21 protein-coding genes are annotated in these 23676 nt (G+C 56.2%); 15 read left to right on the top strand and 6 right to left on the bottom strand.

Annotated elements, in window-relative coordinates; translation table 11 throughout:
* Window positions 1–2: 2 nt before the first annotated feature.
* Window positions 3–572 (bottom strand): sigma-70 family RNA polymerase sigma factor, encoded by a 570-nt coding sequence (locus C1J02_RS02790; protein WP_114880334.1) that lies wholly within the window; start codon window positions 570–572, stop codon window positions 3–5.
* Window positions 573–780: 208 nt separating this feature from the next.
* On the opposite strand from C1J02_RS02790, the gene C1J02_RS02795 reads away from it, so the two are divergent.
* From C1J02_RS02795 to C1J02_RS02815, 5 genes are read left to right on the top strand one after another with little or no spacing between them, the layout of a single operon-like run.
* Window positions 781–2100, top strand: a complete 1320-nt coding sequence (locus C1J02_RS02795) for an NAD(P)/FAD-dependent oxidoreductase (protein ID WP_114877052.1) — start codon at window positions 781–783, stop codon at window positions 2098–2100.
* A 10-nt stretch (window positions 2101–2110) separates the two neighbouring features.
* Entirely contained in the window at window positions 2111–2869 is a 759-nt protein-coding gene (locus C1J02_RS02800) for a DUF1365 domain-containing protein (protein WP_114877053.1), read from the top strand.
* Window positions 2866–4101, top strand: coding sequence for an MFS transporter (locus C1J02_RS02805; protein WP_114877054.1), 1236 nt, complete (start codon window positions 2866–2868; stop codon window positions 4099–4101). Before C1J02_RS02800 ends, C1J02_RS02805 begins: the two co-directional genes overlap by 4 nt.
* Window positions 4101–4661, top strand: a complete 561-nt coding sequence (locus tag C1J02_RS02810) for a DUF3833 family protein (protein WP_114877055.1) — start codon at window positions 4101–4103, stop codon at window positions 4659–4661. The genes C1J02_RS02805 and C1J02_RS02810 overlap by 1 nt, the downstream gene beginning before the upstream one ends.
* Window positions 4661–5392, top strand: a complete 732-nt coding sequence (locus C1J02_RS02815) for an SDR family oxidoreductase (protein WP_114877056.1) — start codon at window positions 4661–4663, stop codon at window positions 5390–5392. The genes C1J02_RS02810 and C1J02_RS02815 overlap by 1 nt, the downstream gene beginning before the upstream one ends.
* Window positions 5393–5396: 4 nt before the next feature.
* Here the strand turns inward: C1J02_RS02815 and C1J02_RS02820 are convergent, their stop codons facing one another.
* From C1J02_RS02820 to C1J02_RS02830, 3 genes are read right to left on the bottom strand one after another with little or no spacing between them, the layout of a single operon-like run.
* The gene (locus C1J02_RS02820; protein ID WP_114877057.1) at window positions 5397–6452 is read right to left on the bottom strand and encodes a saccharopine dehydrogenase; all 1056 of its coding nucleotides are present in this window, start codon (window positions 6450–6452) and stop codon (window positions 5397–5399) included.
* A 2-nt stretch (window positions 6453–6454) separates the two neighbouring features.
* Window positions 6455–7075 (bottom strand): glutathione S-transferase family protein, encoded by a 621-nt coding sequence (locus tag C1J02_RS02825; RefSeq protein WP_114877058.1) that lies wholly within the window; start codon window positions 7073–7075, stop codon window positions 6455–6457.
* 11 nt (window positions 7076–7086) lie between these two features.
* On the bottom strand, window positions 7087–7740 hold the full coding sequence (locus C1J02_RS02830) for a histidine phosphatase family protein (RefSeq protein WP_114877059.1): 654 nt from the start codon (window positions 7738–7740) through the stop codon (window positions 7087–7089).
* A gap of 208 nt (window positions 7741–7948) precedes the next feature.
* Between C1J02_RS02830 and fdhF the strand changes: the two genes are divergently transcribed.
* Together fdhF and C1J02_RS02840 are read left to right on the top strand one after the other, a co-directional pair.
* Entirely contained in the window at window positions 7949–10717 is a 2769-nt protein-coding gene (fdhF, locus tag C1J02_RS02835; protein ID WP_114877060.1) for a formate dehydrogenase subunit alpha, read from the top strand.
* 150 nt (window positions 10718–10867) lie between these two features.
* The gene (locus C1J02_RS02840) at window positions 10868–12058 is read left to right on the top strand and encodes a hydantoinase/carbamoylase family amidase (protein WP_114877061.1); all 1191 of its coding nucleotides are present in this window, start codon (window positions 10868–10870) and stop codon (window positions 12056–12058) included.
* On the opposite strand, the gene C1J02_RS02845 is transcribed toward C1J02_RS02840, so the two are convergent.
* Entirely contained in the window at window positions 12055–12756 is a 702-nt protein-coding gene (locus tag C1J02_RS02845; protein ID WP_114877062.1) for a response regulator transcription factor, read from the bottom strand. The two genes, C1J02_RS02840 and C1J02_RS02845, sit on opposite strands and share 4 nt — an antisense overlap.
* Window positions 12753–14663 (bottom strand): PAS-domain containing protein, encoded by a 1911-nt coding sequence (locus C1J02_RS02850; protein ID WP_114877063.1) that lies wholly within the window; start codon window positions 14661–14663, stop codon window positions 12753–12755. Before C1J02_RS02850 ends, C1J02_RS02845 begins: the two co-directional genes overlap by 4 nt.
* 168 nt (window positions 14664–14831) lie before the next feature.
* Between C1J02_RS02850 and C1J02_RS02855 the strand changes: the two genes are divergently transcribed.
* The 8 genes from C1J02_RS02855 to C1J02_RS02890 all read left to right on the top strand — a co-directional run bounded on the left by C1J02_RS02855 (window position 14832) and on the right by C1J02_RS02890 (window position 23674).
* Window positions 14832–16817, top strand: coding sequence for an AMP-binding protein (locus C1J02_RS02855; protein ID WP_114877064.1), 1986 nt, complete (start codon window positions 14832–14834; stop codon window positions 16815–16817).
* A gap of 5 nt (window positions 16818–16822) precedes the next feature.
* Complete coding sequence (locus C1J02_RS02860; protein ID WP_114877065.1) at window positions 16823–17641, top strand: ABC transporter ATP-binding protein; 819 nt, start codon at window positions 16823–16825, stop codon at window positions 17639–17641.
* A 48-nt stretch (window positions 17642–17689) separates the two neighbouring features.
* Window positions 17690–18697, top strand: a complete 1008-nt coding sequence (locus C1J02_RS02865) for a branched-chain amino acid ABC transporter permease (RefSeq protein WP_114877066.1) — start codon at window positions 17690–17692, stop codon at window positions 18695–18697.
* A 73-nt stretch (window positions 18698–18770) separates the two neighbouring features.
* Window positions 18771–19043: a hypothetical protein gene (locus tag C1J02_RS02870; RefSeq protein WP_162798212.1), complete on the top strand. Its 273-nt coding sequence runs from the start codon at window positions 18771–18773 to the stop codon at window positions 19041–19043.
* Window positions 19044–20156, top strand: coding sequence for a branched-chain amino acid ABC transporter permease (locus C1J02_RS02875; RefSeq protein WP_114877068.1), 1113 nt, complete (start codon window positions 19044–19046; stop codon window positions 20154–20156).
* 76 nt (window positions 20157–20232) lie between these two features.
* Window positions 20233–21516 (top strand): ABC transporter substrate-binding protein, encoded by a 1284-nt coding sequence (locus C1J02_RS02880; RefSeq protein WP_114877069.1) that lies wholly within the window; start codon window positions 20233–20235, stop codon window positions 21514–21516.
* 69 nt (window positions 21517–21585) lie between these two features.
* Window positions 21586–22422: an ABC transporter ATP-binding protein gene (locus C1J02_RS02885; protein WP_114877070.1), complete on the top strand. Its 837-nt coding sequence runs from the start codon at window positions 21586–21588 to the stop codon at window positions 22420–22422.
* Window positions 22423–22468: 46 nt separating this feature from the next.
* Window positions 22469–23674: a phenylacetate--CoA ligase family protein gene (locus tag C1J02_RS02890; RefSeq protein WP_114877071.1), complete on the top strand. Its 1206-nt coding sequence runs from the start codon at window positions 22469–22471 to the stop codon at window positions 23672–23674.
* Window positions 23675–23676 lie beyond the last annotated feature (2 nt).

Genomic DNA, 23676 nt, shown 5'->3' on the forward strand with positions numbered 1-23676 from the left:
CTTCAATTCATAGCGTGGCGTAAACGGTCAAGCGCCAGTCGAATACGGGATTTGATCGTGCCCAATGGCAGACCGGTGATTTTTGCAATTTCGGCTTGGCTGAGATCGCCAAAATAGGCCTTTTCGATCAGCTCGCGCTGCGCATCAGGCAAGGCGATCATCGCCGCCTTGAGCTGTTCGGTTTCTTGCATCAGCGCGATTGTGTCAGCCTGATCCGGTTCCGGCTCAGGTCCCCATGTCAGCTCTTCCGGCTCAGGACGGCGCTGCCGGCGCAACATGTCGATGCGGCGATTGCGGGCGATGGTAAATATCCATGTGGCAACCGAGGCGCGCGTCGGGTCGAATTGTTCCGACTTGTGCCAAAGGGTTGTCATCACATCCTGCGCACATTCCTCGGCCATTGCGGCATCGGCACCGGACTTGATCAAAAACCCTTTTATGCGCGGCGCGAAATGGGTGAAGAGCGCGGCAAACGCCTTGCGGTCTTTCTGATCCCGAACGCGCAACATCTCGGCGATCCAATCTGAGTTCTGTGACTTCTGCTCCATCGACAACTTCCCAAACCCCGACATCTTGCCGCCCCACAACGCACAGGGACCCCCATCAGTCAGAGTGGCGGGCCGGGGCAGAGATTGCAATGTATGTGTCGAGGCGTTCATATCCAGAATACGTGACACATCGCGGAACGGATCAATTTCTTTCGAACTCTTTTGCATCCATCCGCGTGGTTGGTGCGTATAGTAAGCAAAAGACTAAGAAAGTACGGGAATAAAATAGCTTATGCCAATCGAAGCAGCGACCAATGGTCCCTTTGCCTCCTCCAAAAAACAACGCAACATCGCCGTGATCGGTGCAGGCATCTCAGGGATGGGGGCGGCGCATCTGTTGGGCGGCAATCACCGCGTGACCTTGTTTGAGGCAGGCAAAAAAATAGGCGGTCACGCAAGGACTGTCATGGCGGGAAAAAACGGTGATCAACCCGTAGATACCGGGTTTATCGTTTTTAATTACGCCAATTATCCATATCTGGCCGGACTTTTCGCCGAACTTGACGTCCCTGTGGTTAAATCCAACATGAGCTTTGGGGCCTCTATTGACGGCGGGCGGTTTGAATATGCGCTGACCAGCCTCGACGCTGTTTTTGCGCAGCGCCGAAATCTATTGAACCCGGCTTTCATAGGCATGTTGCGGGATATCTTTCGGTTCAACAAACACGCGTTGAAAATTGCCAAGGATCAGAACCTCACGATCGCCGAGTTCTTGTCGCTATTGGGCACTGGTCGCTATTTCCGAGATTACTATCTTGCACCGTTGTCAGGTGCGATCTGGTCCACACCCACCGACAAGATCATGGATTTTCCCGCCCATGCGATGATCAATTTTTTCGAAAACCACGCCTTGCTTAATTACTCCGGTCAGCATCAGTGGTACACCGTCAAAGGCGGCTCACAGGAATATGTGACGCGGCTGGATCGTGCGATGCGCAACAAGGGTATCGACATTCGCCTGAACGCTGCCGTGCAGGGGGTGCGCCGCACGCCAATGGGCGCAGAGGTCAAGACATGGGGCGGGGATTGGGAACAATTTGACGAGGTCATATTCGCCACCCATTCTGACGACACTCTTGGGATGCTGACAGACGCAAAACCACACGAAAAACGCAGCTTGGGCGCGATTAAATATCAACCGAACGACATTACCCTGCATGCCGATACTTCCATCATGCCCAAGCGCCGATCCACCTGGGCCTCTTGGGTTTACACCGAAGATGGCAATGCGAAATCTGACAAGATTGACCTGACCTATTGGATGAATTCCCTGCAGCCGATTCCGATGGACGATTTGCATTTTGTGACCCTCAACACAAAACGCACCATCCGTGAAGAGTTGATCTATGACCAGACCACGTTGCGCCACCCGGTCTATGACCTTGCTGCACTATCGGCACAAAGGGAAATCGCGACATTCAATGGCACAGATAACACCTGGTTCTGCGGCGCTTGGATGCGCAATGGGTTTCACGAAGACGGGCTGGCCAGTGCCGTCGAAGTTGTGCATCGCATCGAAGGTGCAGCAGGCCTGACGATGGCAGCAGAGTGATGATGAAACCATGACAGCAACAGTCGATCATATCGCAGGTCATACGTTTCACGGCCGCAAGGGTGCGGTTGAAAACGCGTTCCGATATTCCATTGACTATGTGCTTTGCGATGCAGAAGTACCCGTCACCACGCCCCTGCTGTTCGGACGCAACAAAGCGGGTGTTTCATCGCTTCAGGACGTGGACCATGGGGGAGCGCCCAAACAGGGTCGGGGCGCGCCGTGGGTGCGTGACGTATTGCTGGAACATAATGTGAAGGGCGTAGATCAGATTGAGCTTTTGGCCCAACCGCGTGTTCTGGGCCATGTCTTTAACCCGGTCAGCTTTTGGCTCTGTCGCCGAGGCGGGGCGCTGATTGCGGTGATCGCCGAAGTTTCCAACACCTATGGGGACCGTCACTGCTATCTCTGTCATCACGACGATCTGCGCCCCATCGCGGCTAATGATCATCTGCATGCAACAAAGATATTTCATGTCTCGCCGTTCCAGCCGGTGACGGGGTCTTATACATTTCGATTTGATATTCGAGACGACCGCATCGGGATATGGATCGATTATACCGCAGGCAATGGCGGCCTGATCGCAACACTCACTGGCAAGCGTAAGCCGCTGACAAATTTGGGAATACTGCATGCACTTTGGCGACGTCCGTTTGGGGCGCGGCGGGTGCTGGCGTTGATCCACTGGCAGGCTCTTAAGCTTTGGTGGAAAGGTGCCACCTTTCGACCGCGCCCCACGCCCCCGGAAAAAGAAATCACCCGCGGATGACGGCACGTTCACAACGATTGCCGTCTTATGCGTTGTTCGCCGCTTTGCTGTCTGCTGCGGGTTTGCCGATCTATATTCACGCGCCGAAGTTCTTTGTCGATGAATACGGCGTGTCGTTGGCAGCACTCGGGGCCGTCCTTTTTGGCTTGCGACTGCTGGATGTGGTGCAAGATCCGTTGCTTGGGCGGTTGTCAGAAGCTTTGCGCCACCAGCGCGGATTGGCGGTCGGAATTGCCGCCGCCATCATGGCCATCGCGATGTTCGGTTTGTTCGCCGTAAACCCCCTGGGATCACCATTGATCTGGTTTGGCGCTATGCTGACATTGGTCTTTTCTGCGTTCAGTTTTTTGACGATCTGTTTTTATGCCCAAGGCGTGGCAAAGGCCGATCTGATGCCCGGCAAAGGCCACCTTGAATTGGCGCGGTGGCGTGAAACGGGCGCGCTTTTGGGCATTTGCGTGGCGTCTGTGACACCAGTGGGACTGGGGATTTGGCTTGACGCACCCTTTGCCGGGTTTGCGGCAGGGTTCATCGTGCTGGCCTTGGCAGCCGTCTGGTCCATGCGGGGTGAATGGCGGGACGCCGATCTGCCAACCTCAACAGGTTTCGCAACCGTCCTGCGCGATCCGATTGCACGGACACTGTTGCTGATTGCCCTGTTTAACGCGGCACCGGTCGCCGTTAGCTCAACACTTTTTCTGTTCTACGTAGAGATCGCGCTGGAGGCACCGGGTTTTGAGGGGCCATTGCTGCTTTTGTTCTTTCTGAGCGCTGCTGTCGCGGCCCCGTTCTGGGGATTGGTGGCCGAGCGGTTTGGCGGCAAGCGGGTTCTGCTGCTCGCGATGGTGCTTGGCATTGCGGCATTTGGCGGGGCGCTGTTTCTGGGTCCGGGGGATGTTTGGCTGTTCGTCATCGTCTGCGCGGCCTCGGGGGCGGTGCTGGGGGCTGACATGACGTTGTTGCCCGCGCTGTTTGCGACGCGTATGGCCAAAATCTCACCCTCAGCGGCCATCGGCTTTGGCTTGTGGTCGTTTGTTTCAAAGTTCACATTGGCATTGGCGGCTGTTGCCCTACTTCCTTTGCTGGAGGGGGCGGGATTACAGTCGGGTTCTGGTAAAAGCCCGCAAGAAGCAGTGCAACTGCTGATCTGGCTTTATGCCGGTGTTCCTTGCATGCTGAAACTCATTGCCATTGCGCTGTTGGGCAGCGTCAAAGAGATTGGGGATAGCTAATGGAAGCTTTTTTGTGGTTCATGATCGGTCTGTGCATTGCAGTCTCGCTTGTTTTCATGCGCCGGAGATATGCAGAATTTCCCGGCCAGACCCCGCAAGACTATGACGATGGTTTCCCCGCGTTTTCCCTGAAGGAACACCTCAACGGTGAGATGATCTGTGAAGGTATTATTTTTGGTCCGATGGGCAGGATGACAAGTTCGTTTGTCGCGGATTTCAACATCACCTGGGATGGCGATACCGGCGTGATGGCTGAAGAGTTTCGATACAATGACGGCTCGACCCAACTTCGCCAATGGACAATCACCATGGGTGAGGATGGGCACTTTACTGCCGCCGCACCTGACGTTCCGGGCAAGGGGCGCGGTGTTCAGGCCGGGTCAGCCGTGCAAATGCGATATAAGATCAAGCTGCCAGAGGATGTGGGCGGACATGTCCTGAACACGGTCGACTGGATGTATCTGACCCCAGACGGAACAATTGTGAATCGCAGCCAGTTTCGGAAATTCGGTTTTAAGGTGGCTGAACTGGTGGCCACGATCCGCCCCAAGGAGATGTAATGAAGAATTGGCAATCAAAGCGGTATTGGGTTGTAGGGGCGAGCGATGGGTTGGGGGCGGCCCTTGCCCATAAACTCAGCCGTGCAGGTGCCGAGGTGATCGTCTCTGCGCGGTCAGAGGATAAGCTGAATGATCTGGTCTCTGCATTGCCCGGTCGCGCCTCTGCGCAAACCATTGATGTGGCGGACGATGCGAGCGTGGCAGCGGCGGCCAAGGCTGTGGGGCAGATCGACGGAATTGTCTTTTTGGCAGGTGTCTATTGGCCATTTGCGGCCACGGAATGGGACGCTGAAAAAGCCACGGCCATGGCGGACGTTAACTTTACCGGGTTGGTGCGGGTGATGGGGCAGGTTGTACCCGACATGGTCGCCCGTGATCAGGGTCACATCGTCATCACCTCAAGCCTGACCGGATTTCGGGGGCTGCCGGGTTCGATCGGGTACACGGCATCCAAGGCCGCGACGATGTCGCTGGCGGAATGTATGTATGCCGATCTGCGCAAGACCGGCGTGCAGGTTCAGGTCATCAATCCCGGCTTTATAAAGACGCAACTTACGGACAAGAATGACTTCAAAATGCCGTTTCTGATGGAAGCCGACGCCGCCGCCCAAGAAGTGCTTGAGCACATGAGTGGTGACAGCTTCAAAAAGAGCTTTCCATGGCTCTTTTCACTGGTGTTCCGCGGCGCACAGTTCTTGCCAGATTGGCTTTATTATCGAATTTTCGCCTGATCGTTCAGACGCGTTTGACATGATCGTCAAAGAGGCTTTTGGCGCGTGACCACGTGCCACTGCGATCCTGCCCAAGGTCCAGCAACGTCGGCAGCAATTGTCCCGCAAAGTCCTCTGAGCTTTCACGTGGCAACATCGAAGGCAGATTGTCGATGGCCATGACATCCAGCGGCGGATCGTCGTGCACGCGCAGCGCGGGTGCCGCCCAGGTGGTTGCACGGTCATAGACCTGCACCGGGTTGAAGTCGCTGTCAGGATCGCAGGCAATGTCGCCAATCACCCGCAATCTGCGTGCTGCCGTGGGCGCATCCGGGCGCACGAAGGCAGGCGTGGTTGGACCGGCCAGAATGCAATTGAAGAACAAATCATGGTCGAGGATCTCAGGAAATGGACCGCCGCTTTTTGTTTCGGCCATGTCCCATCCGGTGACCGTCACCCCCATCGCGCGACACAGGTCGGCAGCCCCGGTGCCAACCCTGCCCAAAGCGCCGATGATCAGCGCCGTCTTTGGCGGTGCCCCAGCTTCCCTGAGTTCTTCTGCCAACGCGAGTTTGAGCGCTTGAGCGCTTGCATAAGGAGCGACGGGCCCCGCGACCGCGCCGCGCTGTTGAGCGGCCCAGCATTTGAGCGTGACGGCGGCACCGGCAAACCCGGCCCAATACCCGAACGCGGCGACGCGGCGGCCGGTGTCATTGGTAAGGTATTCCAGATCAAGCAAGGTGCCGCCCCCCGCCTTGAACCGCTGCAAAAGGGTGCGTCCGGCTGATTGTCCTTTGTAGGCATGGCCAAACATGATGTGGCAATGCGGCAGGGCAGTGCCATCCTCGGGCAATTCCTTGAGGCCAAAAATCACGGCGTCGTGCGGTGCGTCAGGCCAACTGTGCTCGCTTGCAATAGTGCAGCCTGCATCGACGTAGCCTTGGGTTGCGATGGCGCGTGTGTCTGATGCTTCGACAGTGACCTTGAAACCGGCTTTCAGCAGCGTCGCTGCCCCGTCAGGTGTCAGGCCAACCCGTGTCTCGTTTGCGCGTTGTTCAGCGCGTACCCAGATATGTGTCATGCTCACAACATTCCCAATTTGCGGACCGCCTTAACGCTGTCGCGGGTTTCCATACGGTTCAAAAAGGCGTCGATCTTGGGAAAACCAGCACGTGGTACGCCGTCACCTTCCATCCAATTGCACACCACAAAGAGATAGGGGTCAGGGAGGCTGATCTGGTCACCTGTCACAAAATCACCGCGCAGGCATTCGGCCTCAACATAAGCGGCACAGGCAGCAACGGTTTGTGGGACCTTGGCTTTCATGTCCTCAAAACTGGATTGCTGATCTGCCCAACGGCTGCCGCGCATTTTGTGGGCATGAGCGACATGCATGGTTGAGGCCAGATAATACATCACGCTGCGCATATGTGCGGCGACCTCTGTATCCTGAGGAACCAAATTCGCAGCGGGGGCGAGGGTGGCAATATAGTCCAGCACCGCCCCGGTTTCGGTCAGTATCGTGCCTTTGGATGTCACCAGTGCAGGAACACGGCCCTTTGGATTTATCGCCAGATAGTCCGGCTTGGTCTGCGCCGCCGATGCGAAGTCAACTTTGATCGGTTCATAATCCAGCCCGGCCTCCTGTAAGGCGATGGCAACAGCGATGGAGATCGTTCCGGGGGCGTAAAATAGTTTGAGCATCGGGACGCCTTTCAGATATGCGTTTGCGCGACGCGCCGTTCGGGCGTGTCGAGATGCGGTACGGCATTGAACAACACCGGCGACCAGTGACCGCCGATTGGGAAAAGACGGTGCATCGACGTATGCATTATTGCCAGTGCAATACGTGACATGGCCGGAATACCAAGCCCCATCGCCTGTGCCATCACCATCGAGATCAACCCGCCCGAGGTAACGACCAGCGCGGGCCCGTGGCCTGCGGATATTTCGTGCAGCACGGTTTGAATCCGCTCTTCGAAATTGCTGTAACTCTCTGGAGGATCTTCTATTTTGCCGGATTTCCAGAAATCGAAAACCTGCGGCAAATGGCTGGAAAACGCGCCCTGTTCAGTCGGAAACGGGATTGCATGCTGTTCTTCCATCAATGTGGCGAGGGTGAAATACTCCAACTCGTTGAGCCGCGCATCGCGGATTGGCTCCATCCCTGTTTCCATCCCGTTTGCCGTTTCAATATGGCGGGTCAATGTGCCGGTATAAAGCCGCGTATGATGGGTGCCGGTGTCGCGCAGATAACTGCCCAGCCAGACCGCCTGTTCATGGCCAAGATCGCTCAATTTATCATAGCTCACTTCGTCTTTGGCACCTGAATTGGCCTGACCGTGGCGGATAAGAGTGATGTGAGACATGAAGTGCAGCTCCCTTTGGTGCTTTGATAGGTGAGGTGGCACCGCAATGAAAGTGCGGGATCGGTATTTGTAAAAGGGTGAAATGAAAAAGGCGTCTTCTTGATTGTGAACTGTTTGGCGCAAAACTTTGGCAGGGTGTCGGGATTGGGACTCCTGATCTTGTCTGGAATTGGGTATAGGGTGAAGCAAGACATCTCGGGAGAATACCATGTCAGACAAGATCACCTTTACGCTGGACGGCGAAAAAGTCGAAGCCGAGGCGGGCCTGACGATCTGGGAGGTGGCGAATGGCAGGGGGCTGATCATTCCGCATCTGTGCCATAAACCTGCGCCGGGATACCGCCCGGATGGCAACTGCCGCGCCTGCATGGTCGAGATCGAGGGCGAACGCACATTGGCCGCGTCCTGTATCCGCGAGCCCAGCGATGGCATGGTTGTGACCACAAACAATGCGCGTGCTGTGAATGCGCGCAAGATGGTGGTTGAGCTGTTGATGGCGGATCATCCGGACCAAGACGTTGCCCATGACAAGTCGAGCCACATGTGGGATATGGCGGCGATGAACGGCGTTGAGGCCAGCCGTTTTCCCAAGTTGGAAGAGGGCCGTATTCCGCTGCTTGATGACAGCCACGTCGCGATGTCGGTGAACCTTGATGCCTGTATCCAATGTGGGCTGTGTGTGCGGGCCTGTCGCGAAGTTCAGGTCAACGATGTGATCGGTATGTCGGGTCGCGGGCATGATACATACCCTACCTTTGACATGGCGGACCCGATGGGGGCGTCCACCTGTGTGGCCTGCGGTGAATGTGTGCAGGCCTGCCCGACCGGGGCATTGATGCCCGCTGCTGTGATGGATGAAAATCAGGTGGGCGACAGCGCCGATTTTGACAGTGAAGTCGAAAGTATTTGCCCATTCTGTGGTGTCGGTTGCCAGATTTCGCTCAAGGTGAAAGACGGAAAAGTCAAGTATGTGGATGGCATCAATGGTCCCGCGAACGAGGGGCGTTTGTGCGTTAAAGGGCGGTTCGGGTTTGATTACATTCACCATGATCACCGTCTGACCAAACCGCTGATCCGGCGTAAGGATGCACCTGCCAAGGGGCTGAATGTGGATCCCGGCAACTGGGCTGAATTTTTTCGGGAAGCATCTTGGGATGAAGCTCTGGATTTCGCCGCCAAGGGTCTGAAAGACATTGGCGGGCGCGGTGTTGCGGGTTTTGGTTCAGCCAAATGCACCAACGAAGAGGCCTATCTTTTCCAGAAAATGATCCGCCAGGGATTTGGTCATAACAACGTCGATCACTGCACGCGTCTGTGCCATGCCTCATCTGTTGCGGCGCTGATGGAAAATGTGGGCTCGGGTGCTGTGACAGCGACCTTTAACCAGATCGAAAATTCCGATGTGGCGATTGTGATCGGGGCGAACCCGGTTGAAAACCATCCCGTTGCTGCGACCTATTTCAAGCAGTTCACCAAACGGGGTGGCAAGCTGATTGTGATGGACCCGCGCGGCGTCGGCCTGCGCCGTTTCGCGTCGCATATGTTGCAATTCCGACCCGGCACGGATGTGTCGATGCTGAACGCGATCATGCATGTGATTGTCGAAGAAAAGCTTTATGACGAGCAATATATCGCGGCCTACACCGAGAACTGGGAAGCGGAAAAAGAACATCTGAAAGACTTCTCACCAGAGAAAATGGCCGAAGTATGCGGGATCAAAGCGGACGTGCTGCGTGACGTGGCACGGACCTTTGCCGGGGCCAATGCGGCGATGATTTTCTGGGGTATGGGTATTTCCCAGCACATCCACGGGACAGATAATTCACGCTGCTTGATTTCGCTGGCACTGATGACCGGTCAGGTAGGGCGTCCGGGTGCGGGCCTGCACCCGCTGCGCGGTCAGAACAATGTGCAGGGCGCGTCCGATGCCGGCCTGATCCCGATGTTCTTGCCTGATTATCAATCGGTGACTGATGACGGTGTGCGCTCGGCCTTTACGGATGTTTGGAAGTCTGAGGATTTCAGCAATGAAAAAGGGCTGACCGTCACCGAGATCATGGATGCGGTGCATGACGGTGATATTCGCGGCATGTATATACTGGGCGAAAACCCGGCGATGTCGGACCCGGATGTGGAACATGCGCGTGATGCACTTGCCAAGTTGGAACATCTGGTTGTGCAGGATATTTTCATCACCGAAACGGCAAACTATGCCGATGTGATCTTGCCTGCATCTGCTTTTGCCGAAAAATCCGGGACTGTGACCAACACCAATCGACAAGTCCAGATGGGCCGGGCTGCAGTGGCACCTCCCGGTGAGGCACGCGAGGATTGGTGGATCGAAGTTGAGCTGGCCAAACGGCTGGGGCTTGGGTGGACATACGAAAATCCGGCAGATGTCTTTGCCGAGATGACGCTCAACATGAAGTCATTGAAGAACATCACGTGGGATCGGTTGGAACGCGAGAACGCGGTCACCTATCCGTCGCTTTCCGCCACGGACCCCGGACAGCCGATTGTGTTCAGCGATGGATTTCCCCGCAAAGATGGCCGGGCAAAGTTTACGCCTGCATCCGTGATTGCACCTGACGATGTCCCAGACGCGCAATATCCAATGATTTTGACCACCGGGCGGCAGTTGGAACATTGGCATACAGGATCCATGACACGGCGTGCGTCGGTTTTGGATGGGTTGGAGCCTGAGGCGAATTGTTCGCTGCATCCAAGCACCCTGCGCAAGTTGGGCGTGTCACCCGGCGACCATGTGCGCCTGACCACCAAACGCGGCTCCATTGAGATCATGGCACGTGAGGACCGCGCTGTGTCGCCCGACATGGTATTTTTGCCGTTCGCCTATGTCGAGGCCGCGGCAAATATCCTGACCAACCCGGCTGTCGATCCTTACGGGAAAATCCCGGAGTTCAAGTTTTCAGCCGTGAAGGTTGAGGCGGTCGCACAGCAGGTTGCAGCGGAGTAATCGAAAGGCGCGCCTCTTGCGCTCCTGCGGGACTGCGATGTTGATGAGGGAGTGACGTTGCTGTCATTCGGATCAGTTGTGTCCGAATGGCGATCCTTTCAGTCACGTCTGGCGATTTATGGCCAGAGCAACCGGCAATAGGGAAAGATCATGAACGCAGAACGGTTTTTGAACGATCTTAATCATTTGCGTTCTTTTGGCGCATCGGGTGTGGGCAAGGGTGTTGTCAGACCCGCCTATTCCGAGCCTGACATTGCCGCACGCAAATGGCTTGCAGAGCGATTTGCCGAAGCCGGGTTGCGTGTGGAGACTGATGAGATGGGCAATCTCTTTGGCCTTGCTGATGCACCGTCTCTTTTGATGGGCTCGCATTCGGACAGCCAGCCTGAGGGCGGCTGGTTGGATGGTGCGCTGGGCGTGATCGCGGCATTGGAAGTTGCGCGCAGCAGTCGTGAAACGGGTGGGCCTGCAATTTCGGTGGTTTCCTTTCAGGATGAAGAAGGTCGATTTGGTGTGACGACCGGTTCCGCCGTCTGGGCAGGGCATTTGTCGTTGGCAGAGGCTGATCTGCTGACGGACCATGCAGGCATTCCACTTGTCCAGGCGCGGCATGCCATTGCCGGGATGGTGACTGGCCCGGTGGATGCAACTCAATTTCAGGGGTTTATCGAACTGCATATTGAGCAAGGCCCGACGCTGGATCAAAGTGGGGAACAGATTGGCGTAGTGACGGATATTGTCGGTATCCGCGATATGAAGATGACATTTGAGGGCCAGCAGAATCACGCGGGCACCACGCCAATGCACCTGCGTAAAGACGCCTTTCAGGCGGTTTCAGCGTTTAACACGGCACTGAACGAGCGGTTTCGCAATGTTGTGACGCCCAGCACGGTGTGGACGGTGGGCCATCTCAGCCTGCACCCGAATGCGTCGTCAATCGTGCCGGGCAAAGCCGTGTTTTCCATGCAGTGGCGCGATGGTGATGTGGACCGTCTGTCCCGGATGGAGCAGATCGTTCGCAACACAGCAGAAGAGATCGCGCAAGAGCGTGACATGGCGCTGACCTTTGGGCCGTTGTTGGGGCTGGAGCCTGTGGTGATGGACGCCCGATTGCGTCAGGCGCTGATGCGGGGTGCGCAGGACATTGCCCCCGGCGAATGGCGTGAAATGCCATCTGGCGCGCTGCATGATGCAACAAATGTGTCGCGTCTTATGCCGGTGGCGATGCTGTTTGTGCCCTCAATTGGCGGCATAAGTCACGCGTTTGAAGAAGACACTGATGAGGCGGATTTGGTCGCTGGGGTTTCGGTTTTGGTGCGGGCCATCAGGCATCTGGCTTAGCTCCACATAACATCGCCCAAGAAAATATAACCCGCCCCATATATTGTCTTGATAAGCTGCGGATTCTTAGGGTCCTCGCGTAGTTTTGTGCGCAGGCGCGAGATCCGGACGTCCATCGCGCGGTCAAAGCTTTCGGACGCAGCACCACCCAGACTGGTTTGCATTTGATCGCGGCTGATCAGACGTTTCGGGCTTTCAAGGAACAGGCGCAACACCTCGCCTTCCGCATGTGAAAACCCGGTTTCGATCCCGGCTGAATCCTCCAATACATATCTGTCAAAATGCGCTTTCCACCCATTGAATGATGCCGTGTTCCCCGCGTGCGTGGCTGATTTCGGGCTGCGCAACCGGGCGCGGATACGGGCGACAACTTCGGCGGGGTCAAAGGGTTTGATGATGTAATCATCGGCACCAAGTTCCAGACCAGTCACGCGGTCCTGAACCTGTGCGCGGCCAGAAATAATGATCACGATTGCACCCTGTTCCAGCGCCAACCGATGGACCAGGGTCAACCCGTCCGTGTCAGGTAGCGACAGGTCGACAAGGCAAACGTCAGGCTGGTGCGTGGCCAATGCCGCCTCAAAGGCGCGGGCGCGGCCAAAGCAAAGCGTGTCAAACCCCGCTTCCTCCAGCACATCCGCCAGCATGGTGCGAATTTCGGGTTCATCATCAAGGATCGTGACAAGCGGGCGGGTCATTCCGGGACATCCTTAGCCGCAGAAATCAGCGCGGCCAGATCGACAGCATCAAAGGGTTTGCGCAGCACCGGGGCCAATGTCTGGGCGGTGTGAAACAATGCATGATCCGCGGGCAGCGACGTCATCAACACCAACGGCATGTTGGTGCCGATGCGCGCCGCAAGGTCCAGACCGGTTGCCTCGCCAGTCAACTGGATATCGGATACGACACTGGCAATATCGGGCAGATCGGCAAGCAGCGCGGTCGCTTCATCCGCGCTTGACGCCTCAATCACGGAATGACCCAGCGACATCAGCATATCGCGGACGGTGGCGCGGATGTCATCCTCGTCTTCCACGAGCAGCACCAGACCGGTCGTGGCGGCCATGGCAATGCGGTACGGCAATCGCAGGATCACCTTGGCACCACCTTCGGATGCGTTGGCCAGTCGCAGGTCGCCGCCTGCAGTTTTGGTCATGTCATAGACCATGGAAAGGCCAAGCCCGGATCCTTCGCTGCCTTTGGTGGTGAAAAATGGATCAAATCCGTGTTCGAGGGCCGAGGCCGAAAACCCGGGACCTGAATCCTGTATCCGCCATTCGATCCAGGTGTCATGCACCAGATGTTGCGAAAGCGTGATTGTCCCTGACGCACCGCACGCATCGCGGGCATTGAGGATGAGATTGAGCAAGCTGTCCTGCACCTTGCCTTTGTCGATCAGGACAGGTGTGTCAGGTACGAGGTTTTGCACAGATAAAAGGACGTCGGGCGGCAGCGTTGGCGTGGCGAGCGTCACCAGATCGTCAAGAAGGATCCCAAGATCAGTTGCAGTGGGCCGCATTGCACGCGGCCCGGTGACGTCTGCGATAGAGCTAAGCAGTGTACCGCCGCGGCGCGCTGCGGTTAACGTGCCCTCAATCAGCGGTGCCGCCTCGGACGGCAGATCAGGCAGGCGGCCAAGGCGGGACTGCATCCCCAGAATAATGGTCAGTAGATTTGAAAAATCGTGGGCAAGCCCCGAGATCATTTGGGCGGCCAATTCGCGTTTGCGGGTTTGTTGCAGGGCCACGCGATTTTGCGTTTCTTCGGTGACGTCCATCGACAAGATGTAAACGCCACCCCGGGTGTCAGGGGTAAAGGCGGCCCGGATGCGGCGCGCGCTGTCATTGTCAGTGAATTCCTTGACCGCCGCCGTCCCGCCATAGGCTTGCGCCAATGCTGGGGCGATGCGGCTGTGCGCGGATTGTCCCAAAGCCGTGCTGATATGCAGCCCAACGATATTGCTGGGCCGTCCGGGAATAACCGACGACAGGCGGCGGTTGGAATAGGTGTAATGGCCAGCGCTGTTCACATGCGCGATATGGGCGGGCATCATCTCGGTGGTGAGCCGGGTGCGCGCCTCTGATTCAGTCAGTTGGCGCTTGGTTTCTTCAAGCGTGGTGATCATCGCGGCCAGTTCGCGGTTGGTTGCGGACAATTGTTCGGCGTGGGTCAACACCTGCGTAGACAGCGCATCAGAGCGGGCGCGCAAAAGCAGTTCTTGCTGTTTGGTGGCCGTGATATCGGTATAAACCGTCACCCAGCCCCCCTGCGGCAGCGGCGACCCTTCGACGCTGATGGTGCGGCCATTTGCACGGGTGCGTTCCATGTAATGCGGTTCAAACGCGCGGGCAATTTCAACGCGTTCAGTGACAAAGGTGTCGATGTCATCAACCTGTCCATATTCGCCGCGACTGGCGAGGTGACGGATGGTATCCTGAAACGTGGCACCGGGGGTGACAAGGGGGGCTGGCAGGTCGAACATGGTCTGAAAGGGCGCATTGCACACGGCGAGCCGCAGGTCCTGATCATAGATGGTCAAGGCCTGCGCAATCAGGTTCAACCCTGCGCTGGTCATTGCCTTGGTCTGATTGTCGGTGATCTGCATCTTCTATCGCTAGCACCCGGCGCGTTGTCAGAAAAGAGCGCAGTTCACACTGTTACAATTCGTAAGGATTGAGAAAACATCAGGAAAAAGTTGACCTTCACACCAAAGAGAACATCCTTGTGCAACAACAGAATCGCACGAGCGGTCGGATCTGCCGAAAAGGCAGACATGGGAGGACTACAATTGGCCACGCCTGAAACGCGCGCTGATGGACCACAATCGGTTCCAGCGCTTTTGCACCGCAACGCAGAAAAATTCGCGGATGCGCCAGCGTACCGCGAAAAAGAATATGGCATTTGGCAAAGCTGGACATGGGCACGGACCCGTGACGAGGTTGAAGCCCTGGCGCTTGGGCTGCTGGACCTCGGCGTGAATGAGGGTGATTTTGTTGCGATCATTGGGCGCAACCGTCCCTATCTCTATTGGGCGATGATGGCTGCGGAAATGTGTGGCGCGGTGCCTGTGCCGCTATATCAGGATGCCAACGCAGAAGAGATGGCATATGTCATGAACCATTGCGGTGCCCGGTTTGCCATCGTCGGCGATCAGGAGCAGGTGGACAAAATTCTTGAGGTGCAAGAAGGGTTGCCCGATTTCGAGCATATGATCTATCTCGACCCGCGGGGCTTGCGGAAATATGACCACAGCCATCTGCACCAGTATTCCCATATTCAGGACGCAGGCAGGGCCAAGCGCGACGAGCTTACCGAGGAGTTGACCGCGCGGCAGGACAAACTGGATTACGATAGCATCGGCGTCATGCTCTATACATCCGGCACAACGGGTAAGCCCAAGGGCGTCGTGCTGAGCAATCGCAATGTTATTGAGACAGCGAAATCGAGCTCTGAGTTTGATGACCTGCGGCAAACCGACGATATTCTGGCCTATCTGCCAATGGCATGGGTGGGGGATTTCATCTTTTCTGTTGGGCAGGCGCTCTGGACTGGTTTCTGTACCAACTGTCCGGAAAGTGCCGATACCTTGCATGTGGACCTGCGTGAGATTGGTCCGACCTATTATTTCGCGCCGCCACGTGTTTTCGAAACGCAACTGACCAATGTGATGATCCGCATGGAGGATGCGAGCCGTTTCAAGAAATGGCTTTTTGACGTGTTCATGGCGCATGCCCGTAAGGTTGGCCCCGACATTCTTGATGGCAAATCGGTGTCCCAATGGGATCGGTTCAAATACAAACTGGGCGAAGTCTTTATCTATGGGCCGCTAAAAAACACATTGGGTTTCAGCAGGGTGCGTGTCGGCTATACGGCGGGCGAGGCAATCGGGCCTGAAATTTTCGATTTTTATCGATCCCTGGGGATCAACCTGAAACAGCTTTACGGTCAGACCGAAGCGACGGTGTTTATCACAGCGCAGCCTGATGGCGAGGTGCGCTCGGATACGGTCGGCGTGACCTGCCCCGGTGTGGAGTTGAAAATCGCAGACAATGGCGAGGTCTTTTACCGGTCGCCCGGCGTCTTTGTTGAGTATTACAAGAACCCCGAAAGCACCGCAGACACCAAAGATGCCGAAGGCTGGGTCGCCACCGGGGATGCTGGTTTCATCGAAGAGGGCAGTGGCCATTTGCGGATCATTGACCGGGCCAAGGATGTAGGCCAGATGGCCGATGGACGGCTCTTTGCGCCCAAATATGTTGAGAATAAGCTTAAATTCTTTCCCAATATTCTTGAGACTGTTGTGTTCGGCAATGGCCGTACAGAGTGCACGGCGTTTATCAACATCGACCTGACAGCCGTGGGCAATTGGGCAGAGCGCAATAACATCGGCTATGCGTCCTATCAGGAACTCGCGCGTCACCCCCAGGTGATGGATACTATCCAGTCCCATGTCGAAGACGTGAACCGCTCTGTCGCCGAGGATGAAATGTTGTCGGGCTGTCAGATTCACCGCTTTGTGGTCCTGCACAAGGAATTGGATGCGGACGACGGCGAGTTGACCCGAACCCGCAAGGTGCGCCGCAAGATCATTGGCGAAAAATACGATGACATCATCGCCGCACTTTATGACGGGTCCAAATCCGTGAGCACGGAGACCGAAGTGACATATGAGGATGGCCGCAAGGGCAGCATCAAAGCAACGCTGGAAATTCGGGAAGCCAAGGTCGTACCGGTTGCCGCAAAGATGGCAGCAGAGTGAGTGATATGAACATGGCAAATGAAAGCTTTACCACAGCAGATGGTCGCACCATCGGACCTGTTCTGATGGAGATGAAAAACATCACCCTGCGCTTTGGTGGGGTGGAGGCGATCAAGGATATTTCCTTTGATATTCGCGAAGGTGAAATTCGCGCAATTATCGGCCCAAACGGTGCCGGAAAGTCGTCAATGCTGAATGTTATCAGTGGCTTCTATGTCCCTCAGGAGGGCGAAGTCTGGTATCAGGGTAGCCGCCGACCGCCGATGAAACCGTTTGAGGTGGCCCAGCAGGGTATCGCGCGGACCTTTCAAAACATCGCGCTGTTCGAAGGGATGACGGTGCTGGACAACGTGATGACCGGGCGGTTGACCCACATGAAAACCGGTATGCTGGCCCAGTCGATCTGGAAGGGGCAAGCCGAGCGTGAAGAAATAGAGAACCGTGAAGTTGCTGAAAAGATTATTGATTTCCTGGAAATTCAGGCGATCCGCAAAACGCCGGTCGCCCGTCTGCCTTATGGTCTGAAAAAGCGGGTTGAACTGGCGCGGGCGTTGGCCGCGGAGCCGTCGTTGCTTTTGCTGGACGAGCCGATGGCGGGCATGAACGTCGAGGAAAAAGAGGATATGAGCCGCTTTATTCTGGATGTGAACGACGAATTTGGCACGACGATTGCACTGATCGAGCATGACATGGGCGTGGTGATGGACCTTAGCGACCGGGTGGTTGTGATGGATTACGGCAAGAAAATCGGCGATGGCACACCATCAGACGTGCGCAACAATCAGGAGGTCATTGATGCCTATCTGGGGGTGGCCCATGACTGATTTTGTACGTCGGTATTTTGTCGGTATTGCGTCGGTGGAGAATGACCAATGAATGAACAGCTGGCCTATACCATTGAAGTGTTCGCAAACGGCCTGATGGCGGGGGTGCTTTACGCGCTGGTCGCCCTCGGGTTTGTCCTGATCTACAAAGCATCCGGGATCTTTAATTATGCCCAAGGGGTGATGGCGCTGTTCGCGGCGATGACTCTGGTGGGCATTCAGAACGGACAGGTCCCGTTTGCGCATCTGATCAATGCGATCTTTGGCACGGAGGTGCATCACTTTGGCTGGCACGTGCATTCGTTCCTTGCCATTGCGCTGACGGTTGTTGTGATGATTGCGCTGGCCTGGATGGTGCAGAAGTTCGTGTTCAGACATCTGGTGGGCCAGGAGCCGATCATCCTGTTCATGGCGACCATCGGTCTGGCCTATTTCCTCGAAGGGGTGGCGGACCTGATGTGGGGGTCCGAGATCAAGTCGCTGAATGTATGTGCAGCCGAAGGCACCTGTTTGCCGCAGGGCATGAATGTCTGGCTTGAGGGTACGACATACGAGGCGCTGGGCTATGGGTTCTTTATTGATAATCTTGATATCGTGGCCAGCATCGTTGCGGCAATCCTGGTGATCGGGCTGGTGATGTTTGCGCAATACACCAAGCAGGGCCGCGCGATGCGGGCTGTGGCCGATGACCATCAGGCGGCACTTTCCGTTGGTGTGTCGCTGAATTTCATCTGGGTGCTTGTGTGGTCGCTGGCCGGGTTTGTCGCCTTGGTTGCGGGCATCATGTGGGGCGCGAAATCAGGCGTGCAGTTTTCGCTGTCGCTGATCGCTTTGAAAGCATTACCCGTGTTGATGTTGGGCGGTTTCACCTCAATCCCCGGTGCGATTGTTGGTGGGCTGATCATTGGCGTGGGTGAAAAGCTGTTCGAATTCCTAATCGGTGCGCCCTACCTCGGTGGGGCCACGGAGAACTGGTTTGCTTACATGTTGGCGCTCTTGTTTTTGGTGTTCCGTCCGCAAGGCTTGTTCGGGGAGAAGATCATTGAGCGGGTTTAAGCGCTTTTTTCTTCGATCTGCCCGCAAGCCCTTTTGGGAGCGCGGTGGGCAGACGTCGGAATGGCCTGGTCTGATGCAATTTCTGTCTGGCCTGCTGTGTTTGGGAATTGCCTATGTGTGGGCCAATGCCATCCTGACCCATGCCGCACCGCTGATTGGAAATCTGGCCGGCAAAAGTGATTGGTTTTGGGCATACGCGGAAGTTGCAATCAAGACCGGTATATTCTGGATCGCAGGCCTTTTTCTGGTATTGATCGGAGGGGTACAATTGTTGTTTGTGCTGGCAGCAAAGTCAGGCGAGCGTATTGCAAAACGGGTTCTGCCCAACAAGAAAAAGGACGTCTGAATGTTCTATCGTGAAGCAGGCGATTTCAGCACGACCTACGCCGAGGATCAACAGACATTCCCGATCAAGTTTGATCGGTATCGTTATTACGTCGTGCTGTTCATCGCCATCTTTGTTGTGCCGTTTGTGGTAAATGACTACTGGGTCAACTCGCTGCTGATGCCGTTCCTGATCTATGCGATTGCGGCGATCGGGCTGAACATTCTGGTCGGATATTGCGGACAGGTCAGCCTTGGCACCGGCGGGTTCATGGCGGTGGGCGCGTATTCCTGTTATAAATTCATGACCGGCGTGGACATCTGGTGGGGCGGTGAATTGCTGTTCCGGCTGCCGGAATTCAACATTATTTTGAGCGTGATTATGGGCGGGGTCATGACGGCCATCGTAGGTGTGCTTTTTGGTCTGCCAAGCTTGCGGATCAAAGGATTTTACCTCGCGGTGGCGACACTGGCCGCACAGTTCTTTCTGGTTTGGCTCTTTAACAGGGTGTCCTGGTTCTACAACTACTCCGCCTCCGGTCAGATCAACGCGCCGGAACGCGATATTCTGGGGGTGCTGATCACCGGACCAAGCACGGCGCCTTGGGCGACCTATCTGTTTTGTCTGTTCTTTACGATCATCTGTGCGGTCATTGCGCGCAACCTGACGCGCGGCGCATCGGGGCGTAAATGGATGGCGATCCGCGATATGGATATTGCGGCCGAGATTATTGGGGTGAACCCACTGCGCGCCAAGCTGACGGCCTTTGCGGTGTCATCATTCTTTATCGGCATATCCGGTGCGTTATTCTTTTCTGTCTATTTGGGGGCTGTGGAAGTGGGCGAGGCGTTTGGCATCACCAAGTCGTTCCTTGTGTTGTTCATGATCATCATCGGTGGCCTTGGCAGCATCTTTGGCAGCTTTGCCGGGGCGGCGTTTCTGGTGCTGTTGCCTGTGGTGCTAAAGGTGGTCGGCGTCGATTGGCTGGGCTGGCCCACGGACATTGTGGCGCATCTGCAATTGGTGATCGTGGGCGCATTGATCATCATCTTCTTGATCGCTGAACCACACGGGATTGCGCAACTGTGGCGCGTTGCGAAAGAGAAACTGAGATTGTGGCCGTTCCCGCATTAGGGGGGCCGCGTAACGAAGCCGGGTTGAAACCCGGCCTACAAACCAAATCGGATAAAATCCAAGGGAGGAAACACCGATGAAATATAAACTAGGAACAATGGCCGTTGCGGCCATGATGGCGGCAAGCCCGGTCATGGCGGATCTTGTATTCCCGTCTCTGAGCTACCGCACCGGCCCATATGCGGCGGGCGGTATTCCGTTTGCGGATGGCTATGCAGATTACTTTACCCTGCTCAATGAGCGTGACGGTGGTATCGGCGGCGTGCCTGCCAAAGTGATCGAATGTGAGACCGCCTATAACACCGAAAAAGGTGTGGAATGCTATGAAAGCACCAAGGGCGAAGGCGCGTTGATCTATCAACCGCTGTCCACCGGCATCACCTATCAGCTGATCCCCAAAGCCACAGTTGACGATATTCCTATCCACTCAATGGGGTATGGCCGGACGTCTGCCGCGAATGGCAATGTGTTCAGTCACGTGTTCAACTATCCAGGCAACTACTGGAACGCAGCCTCGGGTGTCATCAATCATCTGCTTGACATCAATGGTGGCGACATCAATGGCAAGAAGGTCGCGTTGATCTATCACAACTCTGCTTATGGCAAGGAGCCGATCCGCACGTTGGAAGAGCTGGCCAAGAAGCATGGTTTCGAGCTGAGCTTGTTGCCCGTTGACCATCCCGGTCAGGAGCAGAAATCGCAATGGCTGCAAATCCGTCGTGAAAAGCCGGACAATGTGGTCATGTGGGGCTGGGGCGTGATGAACCAGGTCGCCATTCAGGAAGCCGCGAACATCCGCTATCCGATGGATCAATTCATTGGTGTTTGGTGGTCTGGCGCGCAACATGACGTTCTGCCTGCAGGTGATGCGGCGAATGGGTACAAGGCTGTGACATTCCACGCGGTTGGCGATGACTATCCGGTGTTTGACGACATTCGCAAATATGTCGTTGATGCGGGCAAGGCTGCTGGGGCCGGTGATCAGGTTGGCACGGTGCTGTATAACCGTGGTCTCTATGCTGCGATGCTTGCAGCAGAAGCAGCCAAAGACGCGCAAGCAGCCAATGGTGTCACAGACATCACCGGCGGCATGATGCGCGATGCGATGGAAAACCTGAGCATCACCGAAGAGCGGATGGCCTCGTTGGGGATGCCGAACTTTGGGCCATCGTTCCAGGTGTCTTGTGAAAACCATGGTGGACCGGGTCTGGTTGCTGTGGGTCAGTGGGATGCGACAGCAAAGGAATGGAGCCTGATCTCTGAATTCAAGGAATCGGATATGGAGATCATTCAGCCGCTGATCGATGAGGATTCCGCTGCGTTTGCGGCGGAAAACAACATCGAACCCAACTGTAAGTAAATGAAACCTCTCTGGCGGCAGCATCTGTTGCCGCCGGAGTTCTAAGGTATTTTCAAAAGGGTGAAGCCCATGCTGGACACCGCCAAATCTGTTGAGGCCACAAATGAGAACCTGCTTGAGGTGAACAACATCGAGGTGATCTATAACCACGTGATCCTTGTGCTTAAGGGCGTGAGTTTGAATGTGCCCAAGGGTGGGATCACGGCGTTGCTTGGTGGCAATGGGGCCGGCAAGACCACGACGCTCAAGGCGATATCGGGATTGTTGGCGTCCGAGCGTGGTGAGGTGACCAAAGGATCAATCAAGTATCGCGGCAATGACATTCAGCACACCGATCCGGCCGAAACTGTGAAACGCGGTGTCGTGCAGGTGATGGAAGGCCGCCATTGTTTTGAGCATCTGACGGTTGAAGAGAACCTGCTGACCGGGGCGTACACGCGCACCGAAGGCAAGGCGGCCATCGCCGCTGATCTTGAGATGGTTTATGAGTATTTCCCGCGCCTGCGCGAACGGCGCAAATCACAGGCCGGATACACATCAGGTGGTGAACAGCAGATGTGCGCGATTGGGCGCGCGTTGATGTCACGGCCCGAAACGATTTTGCTGGATGAGCCGTCAATGGGATTGGCCCCGCAACTGGTGGAACAGATATTCGAGATTGTGAAATCGGTGAATGAAAAGGAAGGCGTGACCTTTCTTTTGGCTGAACAGAACACCAACGTGGCCCTGCGGTTTGCGCATTATGGGTACATCCTTGAATCTGGCCGTGTGGTCATGGATGGCCCCGCCAAGGATCTGCGCGAAAATCAGGACGTGAAAGAATTCTATCTCGGGATGTCCGATGAGGGCCGCAAATCATTTCGCGATGTACGCAGTTACCGCCGCCGCAAACGCTGGTTGAGCTAAGCCGCATCACCCATCCTGCGATACGCTAACATAGAAAGTCTGCTGTATGCCGACCTCCTCCTTTTTCGATGATTTCGAGACCCGCAGCGCCGATCAGCGTGAGGCCGAGCAATCGGCGCTGTTGCGCACCCGGCTGGCGGCCATCACGACGGCACCGCAAGACTGGCGGGATGCGGCGGCTGAGGTGAAAACTGCTGCCGATCTGGTGCACCTGCCGGTGCTGCGCAAATCCGATCTGGTTGAGTGGCAAAAGGCCAGACCGCCCTTTGGCGGGATCGAAATTGGCAACGTCACCCATGTGTTCCAATCGCCCGGACCCATCTATGAACCCGGCGCGCTGGAAAATGATTGGTTTCGGATGGGGCGATTCCTGCATGCGGCTGGGATTGGCGCGTCGGATACTGTGCAGAATTGCTTTGGTTATCACCTGACGCCTGCCGGGCACATGTTTGAAAGCGGTGCGCGGGCGGTGGGGGCACGGGTTTTGCCCGCTGGCACGGGCCAGACCGAATTGCAGGTCGCGGCGGCACGGGATGTGGGGACAACGGCCTATGCCGGGACGCCCGATTACCTCAAGATCATTCTTGAGAAAGCCGATGAAATGGGCGTGTCCCTTGGCATCACCAAAGCAGCCGTAGGGGGCGGGGCGTTGTTCCCGTCTCTGCGTCAGTATTACCAGGATCGCGGCATTGCCTGCCTGCAGTGTTACGCCACCGCTGACCTTGGCAACGTCGCCTATGAGACGCCTGCGATGGAAGGGATGATCATAGATGAAGGCGTCATCGTTGAGATCGTGACCCCCGGAACTGGTATCCCGGTGACGCAAGGCGAGGTGGGTGAAGTTGTGGTCACATCGTTGAACCCGGATTATCCATTGATCCGGTTCGCCACTGGCGATCTGAGCGCGGTGATGCGGGGACAAAGCCCGTGTGGGCGCACCAATACGCGGATCAAGGGCTGGATGGGCCGCGCCGATCAGACCACCAAGATCAAGGGCATGTTCGTGCGGCCCGAACAGGTCGCCGCACTGGTCGCGCATCATGAAGAGGTCAACAAGGCACGGGTGATTGCCAGCCGCGCAGGTGAGCAGGATGTGATGACTGTGCAGATCGAAAGTGCAGGCGGTGATGCAGATGCCTATGCGCAGTCGGTCGTTCAATTGCTGAAGCTGAAAGGCAAGGTTGTGGTGGTAGAACCCGGCAGCCTGCCCCGCGATGGGTTGGTGATCGAGGATCAGCGGACATACGAATAATC

The organism is Sulfitobacter sp. SK011 (genome assembly GCF_003352065.1).
Taxonomy (GTDB): Bacteria; Pseudomonadota; Alphaproteobacteria; order Rhodobacterales; family Rhodobacteraceae; genus Sulfitobacter.